Annotated in this window: 17 protein-coding genes; 8 read left to right on the top strand and 9 right to left on the bottom strand. The window is 68.1% G+C overall.

From position 1 onward, the window contains the following. Positions 1-2 precede the first annotated feature (2 nt). The 3 genes from rsmA to H7J86_RS25100 all read right to left on the bottom strand — a co-directional run bounded on the left by rsmA (position 3) and on the right by H7J86_RS25100 (position 3016). Complete coding sequence (gene rsmA / locus H7J86_RS25110) at positions 3-941, bottom strand: 16S rRNA (adenine(1518)-N(6)/adenine(1519)-N(6))-dimethyltransferase RsmA (protein ID WP_090362359.1); 939 nt, start codon at positions 939-941, stop codon at positions 3-5. Next, positions 941-2068: a resuscitation-promoting factor gene (locus tag H7J86_RS25105; protein WP_267294278.1), complete on the bottom strand. Its 1128-nt coding sequence runs from the start codon at positions 2066-2068 to the stop codon at positions 941-943. Before H7J86_RS25105 ends, rsmA begins: the two co-directional genes overlap by 1 nt. A gap of 111 nt (positions 2069-2179) precedes the next feature. Next, positions 2180-3016 (bottom strand): TatD family hydrolase, encoded by an 837-nt coding sequence (locus H7J86_RS25100; RefSeq protein WP_267294276.1) that lies wholly within the window; start codon positions 3014-3016, stop codon positions 2180-2182. A 26-nt stretch (positions 3017-3042) separates the two neighbouring features. Between H7J86_RS25100 and metG the strand changes: the two genes are divergently transcribed. The 4 genes from metG to H7J86_RS25080 are packed head-to-tail and all read left to right on the top strand — an operon-like array spanning position 3043 to position 8029. Then, positions 3043-4635: a methionine--tRNA ligase gene (gene metG, locus H7J86_RS25095; protein ID WP_267294274.1), complete on the top strand. Its 1593-nt coding sequence runs from the start codon at positions 3043-3045 to the stop codon at positions 4633-4635. A gap of 49 nt (positions 4636-4684) precedes the next feature. Further along, complete coding sequence (locus H7J86_RS25090; RefSeq protein WP_267294272.1) at positions 4685-5851, top strand: NAD(P)/FAD-dependent oxidoreductase; 1167 nt, start codon at positions 4685-4687, stop codon at positions 5849-5851. After that, a complete protein-coding gene (locus tag H7J86_RS25085) occupies positions 5848-6732 on the top strand; it encodes an RNA polymerase sigma-70 factor (protein ID WP_267294270.1) in 885 nt (294 codons plus the stop codon). The genes H7J86_RS25090 and H7J86_RS25085 overlap by 4 nt, the downstream gene beginning before the upstream one ends. 19 nt (positions 6733-6751) lie before the next feature. Further along, a complete protein-coding gene (locus tag H7J86_RS25080) occupies positions 6752-8029 on the top strand; it encodes an aminodeoxychorismate synthase component I (RefSeq protein ID WP_267294268.1) in 1278 nt (425 codons plus the stop codon). On the opposite strand, the gene H7J86_RS25075 is transcribed toward H7J86_RS25080, so the two are convergent. Together H7J86_RS25075 and rsmI are read right to left on the bottom strand one after the other, a co-directional pair. Then, positions 7960-8418: a hypothetical protein gene (locus H7J86_RS25075; protein WP_267294266.1), complete on the bottom strand. Its 459-nt coding sequence runs from the start codon at positions 8416-8418 to the stop codon at positions 7960-7962. The genes H7J86_RS25080 and H7J86_RS25075 overlap by 70 nt on opposite strands. Positions 8419-8434: 16 nt before the next feature. Beyond that, positions 8435-9280: a 16S rRNA (cytidine(1402)-2'-O)-methyltransferase gene (gene rsmI / locus H7J86_RS25070; protein WP_267294264.1), complete on the bottom strand. Its 846-nt coding sequence runs from the start codon at positions 9278-9280 to the stop codon at positions 8435-8437. 24 nt (positions 9281-9304) lie between these two features. Between rsmI and H7J86_RS25065 the strand changes: the two genes are divergently transcribed. Beyond that, complete coding sequence (locus tag H7J86_RS25065; protein WP_267294262.1) at positions 9305-10843, top strand: dolichyl-phosphate-mannose--protein mannosyltransferase; 1539 nt, start codon at positions 9305-9307, stop codon at positions 10841-10843. 5 nt (positions 10844-10848) lie between these two features. Here the strand turns inward: H7J86_RS25065 and H7J86_RS25060 are convergent, their stop codons facing one another. Both H7J86_RS25060 and arcA read right to left on the bottom strand, forming a co-directional pair. After that, positions 10849-12141 carry a cryptochrome/photolyase family protein gene (locus H7J86_RS25060; RefSeq protein WP_267294260.1) on the bottom strand — a complete coding sequence of 431 codons (1293 nt, stop codon included), beginning with the start codon at positions 12139-12141 and terminating at the stop codon, positions 10849-10851. A gap of 9 nt (positions 12142-12150) precedes the next feature. Beyond that, positions 12151-13362 (bottom strand): arginine deiminase, encoded by a 1212-nt coding sequence (arcA, locus tag H7J86_RS25055; RefSeq protein WP_372517329.1) that lies wholly within the window; start codon positions 13360-13362, stop codon positions 12151-12153. A 34-nt stretch (positions 13363-13396) separates the two neighbouring features. On the opposite strand from arcA, the gene soxR reads away from it, so the two are divergent. Further along, entirely contained in the window at positions 13397-13828 is a 432-nt protein-coding gene (soxR, locus tag H7J86_RS25050) for a redox-sensitive transcriptional activator SoxR (protein WP_167164497.1), read from the top strand. A gap of 30 nt (positions 13829-13858) precedes the next feature. Continuing rightward, a complete protein-coding gene (locus H7J86_RS25045) occupies positions 13859-14455 on the top strand; it encodes an alpha-ketoglutarate-dependent dioxygenase AlkB (protein ID WP_267294258.1) in 597 nt (198 codons plus the stop codon). Here H7J86_RS25045 and H7J86_RS25040 read toward each other — a convergent pair. Together H7J86_RS25040 and H7J86_RS25035 are read right to left on the bottom strand one after the other, a co-directional pair. Continuing rightward, positions 14452-15114, bottom strand: a complete 663-nt coding sequence (locus H7J86_RS25040; protein ID WP_267294256.1) for a DUF5642 family protein — start codon at positions 15112-15114, stop codon at positions 14452-14454. The genes H7J86_RS25045 and H7J86_RS25040 overlap by 4 nt on opposite strands. 20 nt (positions 15115-15134) lie before the next feature. Beyond that, positions 15135-15815, bottom strand: coding sequence for a DUF5642 family protein (locus H7J86_RS25035; protein ID WP_267294254.1), 681 nt, complete (start codon positions 15813-15815; stop codon positions 15135-15137). On the opposite strand from H7J86_RS25035, the gene H7J86_RS25030 reads away from it, so the two are divergent. Further along, positions 15814-16779 carry a linear amide C-N hydrolase gene (locus tag H7J86_RS25030; RefSeq protein WP_267294252.1) on the top strand — a complete coding sequence of 322 codons (966 nt, stop codon included), beginning with the start codon at positions 15814-15816 and terminating at the stop codon, positions 16777-16779. The two genes, H7J86_RS25035 and H7J86_RS25030, sit on opposite strands and share 2 nt — an antisense overlap. Positions 16780-16814: the final 35 nt, after the last annotated feature.

Genomic DNA, 16814 nt, shown 5'->3' with positions numbered 1-16814 from the left:
GCTCAGCTGAGCGACGCCTCGGTGTTGTCGACGGAGTCGACGGCCTCGATGGCTTCCACCGACCGGGCAGTCGGCACCTCGAGCTCACCGGAGCGCTGCAGCAGCCGGACGAAATCGGTGATCGACAGGGTCTCCCCGCGACGGGCCGGATCGATGCTGGCCGCGAGCAGCCGTTCGGCAGACTCGTTACCGGAGCCCGCCCACTCGGCGAAGGCGTTGCGCGAGGTCTTGCGGCGCTGCGCGAAGCCGATGTCGATGAGCTGGAAAACCTGCTCGCGGAAGCTCTCGTCGGTGGGCCACGGCGACGTCTCGTAGCGGTCGATCCGGACCAGGCCGGAGTACACCCGCGGGATCGGCCAGAACACCGTCGGCGAGACCATGCCGTAGCGGCGCACGTTGCCGAAGAACCGGACCTTCGCGCTGGGCACGCCGTAGTCCTTGCCACCGGGCTCGGCGGCCAGCCGCTCGGCGACCTCGGCCTGCACCATCACCATGACCGTCTTGATGGACGGGAACTCGCACAGCAGGTGGATGAGGGCGGGCACCGCGATGTTGTACGGCAGATTGGCCACCAGCGCGGTGGGCTGCTCGTCCAGATCGTCGGACTTGAGCGTGAGGATGTCGCGGTTCAGCACGGTCAGCCGGCTGATCTCGCTGTGTGAGTGGTTCGCGATGGTCTTCGGCAGTTGATGTGCCAGTACCGGGTCGATCTCCACCGCGGTGACCCGCGCACCTCGGTCGAGAAGACCCAAGGTCAGCGAGCCGAGGCCGGGCCCCACTTCGAGGACACAGTCCTGGCGATGGATGCCCGATGCCGACACGATGCGCCGCACCGTGTTCGCGTCATGGACGAAGTTCTGTCCGAAGGCTTTGCGTGGTCGGAAGTCGATCTCGCGCGCCAGATGCCTGATCTCGGTACGACCGAGCAGTCGGATCGTCATCAGGAGTTACCTACTCTCCCACTACACACCGGCCAGGCGCCCCATCCTTGACGCGCCCTCGTCACTTCAGCAATCGCGATCTGCTCCTCACGGGTTGCCAGATCAGCCCGCTGAGCATACCTCAGACCACCCTGTCGTTCCCATGTGTTCTGATCAAATTGGACGCCACCGAAATATCCGTTGCCGGTGTTGATGGCCCAATTACCACCCGATTCGCATTGAGCGACGGCATCCCAGGCTCGTCCGTCACGCACCGGCGGCACCTCGGTGCCCGGTTTCGCGCCGACGCGCAGCACAGAATCGCGCGCCGGAGTGACGACGACATTGGCTACTGGCAATCTGCCGGTTTCGACTCCGTTGAGCGTCGCCACGGCGAAAGTCACGTCCTGCACGCCCGGCGTTCCCGGGTCGACGACGACCTGCCTGCTCATGTTCATCGACGCGTCCTCGATGCGCTGGCTGGCCGGCGCGAGCGGAATCTGCTGGGTGACCTTCTCGATCCGCAGGCGCGTGACCTGGATCTGCATGCCGTCGACGACGGGCGCGGACGCCGCCGGGACGACGGAGTCATTTTGTTGCAGCGGAACTCCGGCGGCATCGAGCAGGCCGGCCACGTTGGGTGCGGCCAGATGGACCGAACGCACGGTGCCGCCGTCGTTGATCTGTACCGTTTTGGCGCTGACCACGGGCAATGCCATCCCCGCCAGCGGCAGGCGGGTGGCGCGGGACGCCGCCGCGGGCGCCGTGTCGGTCAGGGACAGTTGCGCCAGCGCGTCCTGGACGGTCGAGGCGGTGGTCCACACTTCTTTGCTGTTCTGACCATCCAGGGAGATCTGCACGGGACGGCTGCGGCTAAGCACGATGTTGTCGGCATCATGCACCGGGGTACCTGCCGCCGGGTAGAGGTCGTCGCGGTCACTGACGGTGAAGCCGTTCTCCCGCACCACGTCGATGACCTTGGACTTCATGGTGGTCACGGTGATCGGCGCGCCGTCGACGGTCAGCGTCACGGTCTTGTGGGAGGCGACCGCCACCCCACCAGCAAACACGAGCGTCAATAAAAGGGCTCCCACGAGCAGCCGAAGCGCAGGCGAACGCTCCTCATGGATCTTGTCCAAAACACTCAAGAGTCTGTCGTCTCCGGGTTTCGACCCATACGGGCCCGCGGCACTCGCGACCCGGCTGGCCGCCCGCGTTCTATAACAGGAAGGTAACGAAGATCTGCAACCGGCGCCAATTCACACGCCCGGCAGCTGGTAGACCCGCCTCGCGGTGGCGGTCGTGACCTCGGCCAGCTCGGTCGCCGGCCGGTCCAGGATATCGGCCAGCGCCCGCACCGTGTACGGCAGGCAGTACGACTCGTTGGGTGCGCCGCGGAACGGGTGCGGCGTCAGGAACGGCGCATCCGTCTCGACCAGCAGCTGACCGTCCGGGATGACCCCGGCGGCTTCCCGCAGCGCGTGCGCGTTCCGGAAGCTGACGGTGCCCGACAGGCTCAGTGTCCAGCCGTTGGCGACGCAGGTTCTGGCCATCTCGACGCCGGAGGAGAAACAGTGGAAAATCACCGTCTCCGGGGCGCCCTCGGCGGCCAGCACGTCGAGCACCTCGGCGTCGGCGTCACGGTTGTGGATCATCAGCGGCTTACCGGTCCGTTTGGCCAGATCGATATGCCAGGCGAAGGCTTCCCGCTGCTGGGCCGGATCGGCGCAGCCCTCGAGCCGGCCTGGCCAGTACATATCCATCCCGGTCTCCCCCACGGCCACCACCCGGGGATCCCGCGCCAAGGCGTCCAGCTCGGTGCGCGCGGCGTCATCGAGGGCGTTGGCGCGGGTGGGGTGCAGCGCCACCGCGGCGTAGACGCGCTCGTCCCAGCCCGCCGCCTGCGCGGCCCAGCGGGCGGCGTCCAGATCGTCGGCGATGGTGACGACGGCCTGCACACCGACCGCCCCGGCCCTGTCCAGGATCGCGGCGACGTCCGCAGGGGTCTGCGCGCCGCACGCGTCCAGATGGGTGTGCGCGTCGATCAGCGGGGCGAGCGGCTCCGGAGCGGGCGGCTTCTGTCTCTTGGAGCTCACGCCGACACTTTAAGGTGGAAACCCTCATGAGCAACTCGTCTTCCCCCGGCGCGGGGACGCGCACCCCCGGGGATCCCTACTACGTGACCACGGCCATCGCCTACCCGAACGGCGACCCACATATCGGGCACGCCTACGAGTACATCGCCACCGACGCGATCGCCCGGTTCAAGCGTCTCGACGGGTTCGACGTGCGCTATCTGACCGGAACCGATGTGCACGGCCTGAAGATGGCCGAGACGGCCACCAAACTGGGCATCACCGCCGCCGAGCTGGCCAATCGCAACTCCGATGTGTTCGAACGGATGCAGGAACGGCTCGGTGCCTCCTACGACCGGTTCATCCGGACCTCCGATGCCGACCATTACGAGGCGTCCAAGGAGATCTGGCGCCGGATGAATGACGCCGGCGATATCTACCTGGGTAGTTATCAGGGCTGGTATTCGGTGCGCGATGAGCGTTTCTTCACCGAGGACGAGACCGAGGAACGCGACGGCTCGCGGTTCGCGACCGAGACGGGCACCGAGGTGACCTGGACCGAGGAGCAGACCTACTTCTTCAAACTGTCCGCCTACGCCGACCGGCTGCTGGCGCACTACGCCGCCCATCCCGAGTTCATCGGGCCGGATGTGCGCCGCAACGAGGTGGTCAGCTTCGTCTCCGGCGGGCTGCGCGACCTGTCCATCTCGCGCACCACCTTCGACTGGGGTGTGCCCGTCCCGGATCACCCCGACCACGTGATGTACGTGTGGGTGGACGCGTTGACCAACTATCTGACCGGGGTCGGTTTCCCGGACACCTCCTCGGCGGACTTTCAGAAGTACTGGCCGGCGAACCTGCACATGATCGGCAAGGACATCATCAGGTTCCACACGGTGTACTGGCCGGCCTTCCTGATGTCGGCCGGTATCGAGCTGCCGCGACGGGTTTTCGCGCACGGCTTCATCAACGTCAAGGGCGAGAAGATGAGCAAGTCGCTCGGCAACGTGGTCGACCCGCTGGTGCTCGTCGACGAGTTCGGCGTGGACCAGGTGCGCTACTTCTTCCTGCGCGAGGTGCCCTTCGGTCAGGACGGCAGCTACAGCGAGGAGGCCATCATCGGCCGGATCAACGCCGATCTGGCCAATGAGCTGGGAAACCTGGCCCAACGGTCGCTGTCGATGGTCAACAAGAACCTCGACGGCGTGGTGCCCCAGCCCGGTCCGTTCACCGCGGAGGACACCGAACTGCTCACCGCCGCCGACGGGCTGCTGGAGCGCGTCCGCGGCCATTACGACGAGCAGGCCATGCACCTGGCCCTGGACGCCATCTGGTCGGTGTTGGCCGCGGCCAACAAGTACTTCTCCGCGCAGGAGCCGTGGGTACTGCGCAAGGTCGGGACCCCCGAGGCTGAGGAACGGTTCGGCACGGTGCTGTACACGACGCTGGAGACCGTGCGCATCGCCACGCTGCTGAGCCAGCCGGTGATGCCCGGGTCGATGGCCAAGCTGCTCGACCTGCTCGGGCAGTCGGCAGCGCAGCGTGATTTCGCGGCCATCGGGACCCGGTTGGCGCCGGGGACGGCTCTGCCCAAACCCGAAGGCGTGTTCCCGCGGTACCAGGTCGCCGAGGCGGAGTGATCTGGGTCACCGCCTGTCACACTTTCGGGATGGGCGGTGTCTTGAGGGCATGACTGAGAACAACGCAACCCAGAAAGTGATCGTCCTCGGCGGCGGCTACGCAGGCGTGCTCGCCGCCAACCACCTGCTCCAACAGCAGACAGCACAAGTCACATTGGTCAACGCCCGGCCCGAGTTCGTCGAACGCATCCGGCTGCACCAGCTGGTCGCGGGGACCCACGACGCCACCGCCGACTACGACGAGTTGCTCTCCGACAAGGTGACTCTGGTGGTCGACAAGGCCGAACGCATCGACACCGCGGCACGCCGCGTCGAGCTGGCTTCGGGGAACACCCTCGACTACGACTACCTGATCTACGCCGTCGGCAGCACCAGCGCCGGTGCACCCGAATTCGCTTATGCGCTCAGCGAATTCGAAGATGCGCAGCGCCTGCGTGCCCGTCTGCAGGACGTCCCGATGTCGGCGCCGATCGTGGTGGTGGGCGGCGGTCTGACCGGTATCGAGGCGGCCTCGGAATTCGCCGAGGCCGGCCGGACGACGACGCTCGTGGCGGGCCCGGCGCTGGGGCCGTCGCTGGGCGCCCAGGCGCGCAGATCCGCGGCCAAGCAGCTGGCCAAGCTGGGTGTCACCGTCATCGTGGGCCCGACGGTCGCCGCTGTGCACGCCGACCACGTCGAGCTGTCCGACGGTCGCCTGCTGCGCAGCGCCACCACGGTCTGGACTGTCGGCTTCGGGGTGCCCGAGCTCGCCGCCCGCAGCGGCCTTCGCACGGACGACCTGGGCCGGCTGCTCACCGACGAGACGCTGGTGAGCATCGACGACGACCGCGTCGTCGGCGCCGGTGACGCGGTGGCGCCGTCGGGGTCGCCGTTGCGGATGAGCTGCCAGGCTGCGATGCCACTGGCCGCGCAGGCTGCGCGCACCGTGCTGGCCCGCATCGACGGCGACGCCCCGCAGGCGATCAACCAGGCTTTCGCCGGACAGTGCGTCAGTATCGGACGGTCCTACGGCACCATCCAGATCTCACGCCCGGACGACAGCCCGCGCCGCGCCTACGTCGGTGGCCGTATCGCCGCGTCGATCAAGGAGATGGTGTGCAAGGGCACGCTGTGGCAGCTGCGTCGCGAGGCGGCCAAACCCGGATCCTATTTCCTGATCAAGGGTGGTAAGCGGGCCGAGCGGCTGGCAGCGCTCCTGGAGAACGACCCGGTATGAACGAGCACGCCGAGCGGTTCACCGCACTGCGACCGCTGCTGTTCACCATCGCCTACGAAATCCTGGGTTCGGCAACCGAATCCGACGATGTGCTGCAGGAGAGTTACCTGCGCTGGGCCGAGGTGGACCTGGATGCGGTCGTCGACACCAAGGCCTACCTGGCCCAGTTGGTGACCCGGCAGGCGCTCAACGCGTTACGCGCCACGGCGCGCCGCCGCGAGGAGTACGTCGGGCCATGGCTGCCGGAACCCGTTCTCGTCGAGGATGCTTCGGCTGACGTGGTGCTCGCCGAGTCGGTGTCGATGGCGATGATGGTGGTGCTGGAGACTCTCACACCCGACGAGCGCGCCATCTTCGTGCTGCGCGAGGTGTTCGGCTTCAGCCACGACGAGATCGCCGCGGCGGTGGGCCGGTCACCGGCCGCGGTGCGCCAGATGGCGCACCGCGCAAGGGAACACGTGCAGGCCCGACGCAAGCGGTTCGACCATGTCGACGCCGCGGTCGGCGAACAGATCACCGCGCAGTTCTTCGCCACCGCCGCCACCGGCGATGTGGCCGCGCTCGTCGAGATGCTGGCACCCGATGTGGTGTGGACGGCCGACAGCGCGGGCAAGGTCAGCGCCGCACGGCGGCCGGTGATCGGCGCGGACAAGGTGGCCAGGTTGGTGCTCGGCCTGATGCGCGGGGCCGGCGAACGGCCCGACGCGCGGATCGACCTCGCCGTGTACAACAACGCACCCGCCCTGGTCCTGTACCTGGGTGACAACCTCGAAGGGGTGATCACCGTGGAGATCACCGACGGCAGGATCAGCCATTTCTACGCGATGCGCAATCCGGACAAGCTCTCCTCGATCATGGTCCCGCGCGCGATCAGCCGATAGCTTCTGACAGGCTAGGCCGGTGCGAATCGACCGGCTCGGCCACCTGGGTGACGCCCCCGGGGTGCTGCGCGCCGTCGCCGATGCGGGCCGCAGCCGCGGCCTACCCCCACCCGCCGCGCTGATCGGCGACTGGTTCGGGTCACGCGCGGTCATCGCCCCCAGCGTGGCGGCCGAACCGTGCGCGCGGGTGTTCGACGTGCCACTCACCGGAAGATCTGTCGGGACGGACGCCATCGTCGGCGGAGGCTGGTTCGGCTACCTGTCCTATCCCGACGGCAGCCCGCGCCTCCCCGCGGCCGCCGGAGGCTGGTCGGATTGCGTACTGCGCCAGGACCGCGACGGTCTCTGGTGGTACGAAAGCCTCTCCGGCACTGCACCTCCCGACTGGTTGACCGGTATCACCGCCACACCGGCCCGGCCCTATGCCATCGACTGGCAGGCTCCGGACCGCAATGCGCACCAGGCCGGGGTGCTGGCCTGCCTCGAGGCGATCGCCGCGGGTGAGATCTACCAGGCCTGCGTCTGCACCCAGTACACCGGCCGTATCGACGGTGACCCGCTGGATTTCTTCGTCGACGCCGTCACCCGTACCGCACCGGCCCGGGCCGCATTCGTGGCCGGGGAATGGGGTGCGGTGGCCTCACTGTCCCCCGAGCTGTTCCTGTGTCGCCACGGCGAGCAGGTGACCTCCAGCCCCATCAAAGGGACTCTGCCCCTTGATGAATCGCCGGTAGCGCTGCGCGCCTCGGTGAAAGACATCGCCGAGAACATCATGATCGTCGACCTGGTGCGCAACGATCTGGGCCGGCTTGCCGTCACCGGCTCGGTCACCGTCCCCGAGTTGCTGCGGGTTCGCCCGGCACCGGGGGTCTGGCATCTGGTGTCGACGGTGACGGCCCGGATTCCGGTCGAAGTGTCCACGCCGGCGGTACTCGAGGCGAGCTTCCCGCCCGCGTCGGTGACCGGCACGCCCAAGGGCCGGGCCCGCGAACTGCTCCTGCAGTGGGAACCGGATCGCCGCGGAATCTATTGCGGGACAGTCGGTTTGGCATCACCGTCGGCGGGAGCCGAATTGAACGTGGCAATCCGGACGGTGGAGTTCGATCCCCACGGCAGCGCGGTCCTCGGTGTCGGCGGAGGCATCACCGCGGACTCCGACCCGGACGCCGAGTGGGAGGAATGCCTGCACAAGGCCGCCGCGATTGTCGGTCTCACGGACCGAGCGAACTACGCCGGCCGGCCCGGTGCCCAGGTCGTGAGCGCCGCGATCCAATCCCCGTTACCCGAGCGGACGTAGAAGCCGATCTCACCGGATGCGGTGGCGATGATCAGGTGAGTCCGCCCGCCCGTCACCGAACCTTTGAACACCGCCGCCTCCCGCACACCGGTGATCGACTCGACGGGAACGTCGATCGCCGTTCCGGTCAAGGTGCGAAAGGCCAGTCGCCGACGGGTCAGTGCAATGAGCCCGGTGTTCTTCACCGCGGGGTAGCCGGGGGCTGTCGCGCCGCGGTAGGAGCCCTTCTCGGGTGCGCGTAGGACGGTCTCGCCCTCCAGTTCGGTGGCCAACCGTGCCGCCACGGCACGACCACGTCGGCGCATCCACACGATGATCGGTATCCAGATCAGTACTTGCACAGCCAGGATCCCGACGACCAGCAAGACCACGAACACCGCTGTATTCATTGCCTCACCGGGTCTTTCAGTTGCGTGCCTTCAAGACGGCATCGTAGAGCTCACGCCGCGACGGCGCACCGGGATGCGCGGCGATCACCTCGGCACACGCGTCCTTGGCGCGCGCACCGTCGTCGACCAATTCCAGTACGAGGGCGACCAGGGAATCCAGGTCGGCCTTGGGCACCGCGCCCGCCAACACCACGGTGATCTCGCCGAGCACACCGTCGGCGGCCCAGTCGGCCAACTCCCCGAGCGTGCCCCGCTTGATCTCCTCGTGGGTCTTGGTGAGTTCTCGGCATACCACCGCGCGCCGGTCCGCGCCCAGGGTGTCCACCGCATCGCGCAGGGTGTCGGCCAGCCGGCGCGGCGACTCGAAGAACACTGCGGTGCGCTGTTCGGCGGCCAGGGTGCCCAGCCAGGTGCGCCGCGCGACCTGTTTACGCGGCGCGAACCCCTCGAAACAGAACTTGTCCGCGCCCAGCCCGGACACCGCCAGCGCGGTGGTCACCGCCGACGGACCGGGCAGACAACTGACCGCCAACCCCGCTTCGATGCAGGCCGTCACCAGCCGGTAGCCCGGATCGTTGATCAGCGGCATTCCCGCGTCGCTGATCAGGACCACCGTCGCGCCGCCGCGGATCTCCTCCAGCAGGGCGGGCACCCGCGCCGACTCGTTCTGGTCGAACACGCTCAGCCAGCGTCCCGCGGGCGCCACCCCCAGCGCCGCAGCCAGGGTGCGGGCGCGTCGGGTGTCCTCGGCGGCGATCACGTCGGCACCGGCCAGTGCCTCGACGAGGCGGGCGGACGCATCTGCGGGCTGTCCGAGCGGCGTGGCCGCCAGCAACAGTCGGCCAGAGCCGGGGTTTGACACGACCACAGCCTACGATCGTCGGTGATGACCGCTCCCCATACCGTGCAGCCGGAGCGCGCCGTACCCGTGATCAGCCCCGGCCCGCTCGTACCCGTGCCGGACTTCGGGCCGCTGGATCGCCTTCAGGGCTGGGTGATGACCCTCATCATCGGCGCCCTGGCCGCGCTGACCCGCTTCCTGAATCTCGGCTCGCCGACCGACGCCGGCACCCCGATCTTCGACGAGAAGCACTACGCGCCGCAGGCCTGGCAGATGCTGGGCAACCACGGCGTCGAGGACAACCCCGGCTACGGCCTGGTGGTGCACCCGCCGGTGGCCAAGCAGCTGATGGCGATCGGCGAGTGGATCTTCGGCTACAACGGGCTGGGCTGGCGGTTCTCCGGTGCGGTGTGCGGCGTCATCATCGTCGTGCTGACGGCGCGGATCGTGCGCCGGATCACCCGGTCGACCCTGGTCGGCGGGATCGCCGGCCTGCTGCTGATCGCCGACGGCGTCAGCTTCGTCTCGGCGCGCACCGCACTGCTGGACGTGTTCCTGGTGATGTGGGTGGTGGCGGCGTTCGGCGCGCTGATCGTCGACCGCGACGAGGTGCGGTCCCGGATGCACGTGGCGCTGATGGAGGGCCGGATCGCGCAGACCCCGTGGGGTCCGCGCCTGGGCGTGCGCTGGTGGCGGTTCGGCGCCGGCGTGCTGCTGGGGCTGGCGTGCGCGACGAAGTGGTCGGGCCTGTATTTCATCGTCTTCTTCGGGTTGATGACGCTGGCGTTCGACGTCATCGCCCGCCGCCAGTACCGCGTGCCGCGGCCGTGGCTGGGCACCCTGCGCCGCGACGTGGGTCCGTCGCTCTACGTGTTCTGGATCATCCCGTTCCTGGTGTACCTGGGCAGCTACGCGCCGTGGTTCGCCTCCGAGACCGCGGTGGACCGCCATGAGGAAGGCCGCTCGATCGGCCTGGACAGCTGGATGCCGGATGCGCTGCGGTCGCTGTGGCACTACACCTATCAGGCGTATCACTTCCATTCCGGGCTGACCAATGCCGCGGGCAACCACCACCCGTGGGAGTCGAAACCGTGGACGTGGCCGATGTCACTGCGCCCGGTGCTGTACGCGATCGATCAGCAGAACGTGCCCGGCTGCGGCGCACAGTCCTGTGTCAAGGCCGTGATGCTGGTGGGCACCCCGGCGATGTGGTTCGTCGCCGTACCGGTCCTGGTGTGGGCGATGTGGCGGGCGTTCGTGCGCCGCGACTGGCGCTACGCGGTGGTGCTCGTCGGCTACGGCGCGGGTTTCCTGCCGTGGTTCGCCGATATCGACCGGCAGATGTACTTCTTCTACGCCACCACCATGGCGCCGTTCCTGATCATGGCGATCGCACTGATCCTCGGTGATGTGCTGTATCAACCCGGGCAGAATGCCGAACGTCGGACGCTGGGCCTGATCGCGGTGAGTTGTTATGTGGCGCTGGTGATCACGAACTTCGCCTGGATGTACCCGATCCTCACCGGGCTGCCGATCTCGCCGGCGACGTGGAACATGCAGATCTGGCTGCCGAGCTGGCGGTAATTCCGCTACCGAATCCCCTCATACCGCCGCAGCGCCTCGGCTCGTTCGGCCTTGTGATCCACCATCGGGGCCGGGTAGTCGGCCGACCCGTACTCCGGCACCCAGCGCCGCACGTAGACCCCGTCGGGGTCGAACTTCTTGCCCTGGGTGTCGGGGTTGAACACCCGGAAGTACGGGGCGGCGTCGGTGCCGCAGCCGGCGGCCCACTGCCAACCGTGCTGATTGCTGGCCATATCCCCGTCGACCAGCTGCTCCAGGAACCAGCGCGCACCCCACTGCCACGGCAGGTGCAGATCCTTGACCAGGAACGACGCCGTGATCATCCGGACCCGGTTGTGCATGAAGCCGGTTTCGGCGAGCTGACGCATCCCGGCGTCAACGATCGGGAAACCCGTCTTGCCCGCCTTCCAGAGCTCGAACCGCTGGCGCGCCTCGGCGTCCTCGTCGACCTCGATCGCGTCGAAGTTGCGATTCCAGTTCCACCACGCGCTGCGCGGCCAGTGGTGCAGCACATCGGCGTAGAAATCGCGGAAGGCCAGTTCGCGTAGATAAGCTTGGGCCCCTTGGTCTTTGCCCAGGTCGACGGCCAGGGTGCGGGGATGGATGGTGCCGAACTTGAGATGCGCCGACATCCGGCTACTGGCATCGAGATCCGGCCGGTTGCGATCTTCCTCGTAGTCCGCCAATCCGTCCTTCACGAACCGCTTCCACGCCGTGCGCGCCGCCCGCTCCCCCGCGGCGTACTCCAGCTCGGTGTCACCGGCCGGGATGTCCACGCCGCCATCCAGATCGGCCGGGTCGATCCAGCGGACCGACGTCGCCGTCGTCTGTGCGGGCGAGCGCCAACCGTGGCTCTGCCAGGATCGGAAGAACGGGGTGAAGACCTTGTACGGCGTGCCATCGTCCTTGGTGACCCGCCCGGGTGACACCAGATACGGCGAGCCCGTCTCCTCCAGCGCAATCTCACCCAGGGCCTCGCGGACGGCGGCATCGCGGCGCTTCCCGAACGGTGAGAAGTCCCCCGACACGTGCACCGACATGGCGCCGATCTGCTTGACCAGGGCCGGAATCCGTTGTTCCGGGCGACCGCGAGTGACCAGCAGGCGGCCGTCGAGCTGCTCGTGCACATCGCGCAGCGCGTCGTACAGGTACTGCAGCCGCCGCGCCCCCGAGGTGGCCTGCAGCTTCGGGTCCAGCACGTAGCAGGCCAGCACCTCACCGTCGGACTTGGCGGCGTCCAGCAGGGCCGGCAGGTCATACAAGCGCAGGTCACGCCGGAACCACAGCAGCGTAGGCATCCTTCGACGTTACAGCGGGTCGCGCGCCGCCGGACAGGACATGCAACGCGGGCCGCCGCGCCCACTACCCAACTCGGAGGCCGCGATGGTGAGCACCTCGATACCCGAATCGGCAAGGCGGGCATTGGTTTCGGTGTTGCGCTCGTAGGCCACCACCACACCGGGCGCCAGGGCGAGGGTGTTGTTGCCGTCATCCCACTGTTCGCGTTCGGCGGTGACGGGGTCCAGTCCGGTGTCGATCACCCGCAACCTGTCGATCTCCATAGCCGCCGCGGCGGCCCGCACGAACGGCAACTCCTCGTCGATGCGCACCCCACCCCCGGGCGTGCGATGCATGGTGAACGCCGACAGCGAGTCGACGATATTCGGGTACATCACCACGGCGTCGGTGTCGACCATGGTGCACACGGTGTCCAGGTGCATCTGGGCGCGCTGCTGCGCGATCGGCACGGCCAATACGGTGTGCGCCAGATCGTCTTCGAACAGGCTGCGCGCCAATGCTTCCGCCCCAGCGGGCGTGGTGCGCTCACCCACCCCGACCGCCACCACCCCGGGCCGCAGCAGCAGCACATCGCCACCTTCGACCGGCGCGGAACGCGATTCGTAGGCGCGCCGCACCCCCAGGAAGCGGGGGTGATGGGCGTAGATCAGATCGGTCAGCGACGATTCCCGCGACCGCGCCGGCAGCGCCAGCGAGGTGATCGCCATCCGCGGTCCGATCCAGAACGACGAGTCCCTGGTGAACATCAGGTTGGGCAGTGGGTCGATGACGAAGTCGGCACCCAGATGCATGCGGCGCACCAACGACAACTCGCTGCCCGCCAACGGCAACTCGGTGAACGTCATCCCCGCGATCAGCACATGCGCCAGCGTGGCGGCATCCAGGGTGCGCAAGTAGGCCGAAAGCTCTTGGGCCAGTGGGACCCCCAGTCGGCGGGCATCGACGGCCGCGGAGATGCCGTGCATCCTGGCCGCACCGGAGGCGAGTGCCTCGGTGAGCAGATCGGCCAGCAGCAGCACCTCGACACCCCTGGAGGCGAGCACCGCGGCGAAGGCGTCGTGCTCCTCCTGAGCCTTGGCCACCCAGGGCAGTCCGTCGAACAACAGGCTGTCGTTGTTGCGCGGGGTGAGGCGCTGCAGTTCGGCCCCGGGGCGGTGCAGGATGACGACCCGTAGGGTCCCCACCTCCGAATTGCATCCCAGTACCCGAGCTGTTTCCACACCGGAAACGTTAACTCAACTATGGTTGAGGTGTATGGAGTCTCATGAGCTGACCCCGGGTGAGATGGCACACCGCAGTGGTGTCGCCGTGTCGGCGCTGCACTTCTACGAACGCGAGGGACTCATCGCGTCCCGGCGCACCAGCGGTAACCAGCGGCGCTATCCCCGCGAGACCTTGCGCCGGGTGGCGTTCATCCGGATGTCGCAGCGGCTGGGCATCCCGCTGGCCCGCATCCGCGAAGCCCTGGCCTCGCTGCCCACCGACCGGGTACCCACCAGCAAGGACTGGGCCAAACTGTCGGCCGGCTGGCGCCAGGACCTCGATGACCGGATCGTGCACCTGGAGCGTCTGCGCGACAACCTGGCCGGCTGCATCGGGTGTGGTTGCCTCAGCCTGAAGACCTGCCTGCTGTCCAACCCCGGGGACATGCTCTCCGAACAGGGGCCCGGCGCCGCCAAGCTCTGATATCGAACACCTGTGCGATACCATCGGGTGGTGTCTCTGGCCGTTCAGGGGTCGCTCTTCGACCACTCGGAGCGTCGCCATCTGGGCGACGGCGCGTGGATCGATGTCCGGGCCGGGTGGCTCGGCAGTGACGACCGACTGTTCGACGAACTCCTGACCGCCATCCCGTGGCGAGCCGAGCGCCGGCAGATGTATGACCGGGTGCTCGATGTGCCGAGGCTGGTCAGCTTCCACGACCTCACCACCGAAACGGCGCCGCATCCCGGGATCGCACGGCTGCGGGTGCGGCTCAACGACATCTACGCCGGCGAACTGGGTGAGCGGTTCACCACGGCCGGACTGTGCCTGTATCGCGACGGCGACGACAGCGTGGCCTGGCACGGTGACACCGTCGGCCGCAGCAGCACCAACGACACCATGGTGGCCATCGTCAGCCTCGGCGCACGAAGGGTTTTCGCGATGCGCCCCCGCTCGGGTGGGCGCAGCCTGCGGTTACCCCAGGCACACGGCGACCTGTTGGTGATGGGCGGATCCTGCCAGCGCACCTGGGAGCACGCGGTCCCCAAGACGGCCCGGCCGATCGGCCCGCGGATCAGCATCCAGTTCCGGCCCCGCGACGTGCGCTAGTTGCCGCGCACCGCCGCGACCGCTGCGGTCAGCAGATCCTTGGCCTTCTGCACATCCACCGGCGCCGGCGGTTTGTCCGGCACCACCAGCGGATTGGCCGTCACCATCACCAGGAACGTGTCGAAACTCGCCACGTAGTTGAACAACTCGCCGATGCGCGGCGGTCCGCCCGGCATGGCCGTCTGCACCACCCGGTGGGTACCCAGCACGCGTACACCCTCGATGTGCGGGGAGTCCACCACCTCGACCTGCCCGCGTACTCCCGGGCCGGTGTAGCTGACCAGTTTGCAGGCGGGCCCCGGATCCGCGAACGGGATGGGCTCCGAGGTCTCCACGGCAATCACGATGAAGCGGTTGCCCTTGCCCTCGGCCGTCGTGGCCGCCATGTTGCCGTGCAGACCGGCGGGCACCGAGATCCCGTTGGCGAACTTGGCACAGTCGGGCGGCTCGATCGTGACCCCGGGCGGTACCGGCTGCCCCGAGAGCGCTTTCGGATCGATCCCGGCCGGGGCGACCGTACTGACCTTGAACTCCGGGCCGAATTGCGATTTCACGTCGGCGACCCGGGCGATGTTGGGTGGGGAGGCCGGCGGGGCAGTCGAGCACGCGGTGAGTGCGGCAGCACAGGCCACGAGGGCGGCCGCTCGTGGAGTGAGCATCGCCGCCAATCTACCGGGCCTCACCCCGCGACCGCCGAAACCACCTGCGCCAGCAGGCTTGGCGCGATGTTCGGCGGAAGCCCCTGCTGGACGGACCCCGGATCGGTGACCACCGTGACCGACGCGACGTAGGCGTCACGCAGATACGCGGTGACGGTGTCGGCATGCATTCGGGTCTGGGTGCCGCCCTCGACGGTCGTGGTGGCCACCGCACTCATCGCGACCGTCGGCGTACCTGCGATACCCGGCGCGGGGACCGAGGTCACGGCGGCATCGGTATGCCCGCCCGCCAGCGACCAGGTCGCACACCCGTCAGGCGGGCCGGTCTGCGCGCCCGGCCCGGCGACGACGGCGTAGATGATCCCGCCGGGCCCCGACGCCGACCAGCCGCGCACCGGGGTGCCCGCACCGGGGTCGACCAGCGCGCCACAGTGCTCCGGAGCCGCGGCCCACCCGGGCTTGAAGCCCCAAAAGGTCACGGGTGCAGCCTGTTCGGCGAGGGTACCCACCTCGTATCCGGCCGGCAGACCACTTCGGGCCCGCGCCACCCCGGCCGGATCGACGGGGCCGGCGGCCCCCGCCGCGGTGGCCGGCGACGAGGACGCTGGGATGTGGTCCGAAGTCCCGCATCCCGTCACACCCGCCGCCACCACGAGGCAAAACACCATGGTGCGCACGCCGCTGTGATACCACATCCTCATGTGCACCAGGGTGTTCTGGAACAGTAATCAACTCGCCAAACTCGCCGGCCGCAGCATGGACTGGCCCGAATCGACCGAACCTCTGCTCATCGCGTTCGGCGCCGGCCGTGACCGCGACGGCGGAAAGCTGCTGGACCAGGTGGTGATCGCCGACAATCCGCTGCGCTGGACCAGCCGCTATTCCAGTCTGATCACCAGCGTCTACGGCCTTGGCACCGTGGACGGATTCAACGAACGCGGTCTCGGTGTACACGCGCTGTATCTGAAGTCCACCGATACCGGGCCGCGCGACACCGCCCGGCCCGGGCTGCACACCGGTCTGTGGGCCCAGTACCTGCTGGACCAGGCCGCGACGGTGGACGAGGCACTGGCGCTGATGGACGGCGTGCAGCTGGTGATGGTCGGTGCGCGCGGCCGGGAGGCCACCCTGCATCTGGCCATCGAGGACAGTGCCGGTGACTCGGCGATCCTCGAGCTGGCGGGCGGCGAGCTCGTCGTGCACCACGGGCCGCAGTTCACCCTGATGACCAACGACCCCAGCTACGACGAGCAACTGGAACTGCTGGCCGCACATGACTTCTCCCATCCCAGCCGGGACCTGCCGCTGCCCGGCAACGTCAACCCCGTCGACCGATTTCAGCGCGCCGCTTACTACCAGGCCCTGCTGCCCGAACCCAGCACCGAGCGTCAGGCGGTGGCCGGCGTCATGGCGATCATGCGCAACGTGTCGGTGCCGTTCGGGGCGCCCTACGGCGACTTCGGGGTGTACAACACCGAGTACCGGACCGTCAGCGATCTCACCCACCGCATCTACTACTTCGAACTCACCACCAGCCCCAGCGTCATCTGGGTGGAGTTCGACAAACTGCCCTTCGGCCCGCAACCTGTGGCGATCAACCCCTATGACGACTCGCTGACCGGTAACGTCACCGACCGATTCACGCCGAGTGACATAGGTTTCTGACAGAGTTTTCCCAGGCAAGACGGCGACCACCCCAG

It is taken from the genome of Mycobacterium hackensackense (genome assembly GCF_025822555.1).
Taxonomy (GTDB): Bacteria; Actinomycetota; Actinomycetes; order Mycobacteriales; family Mycobacteriaceae; genus Mycobacterium; species Mycobacterium fluoranthenivorans.
The sequence above is the reverse complement of the archived record's forward strand: the minus strand, read 5'-3'. Positions and strand labels throughout refer to the sequence as shown.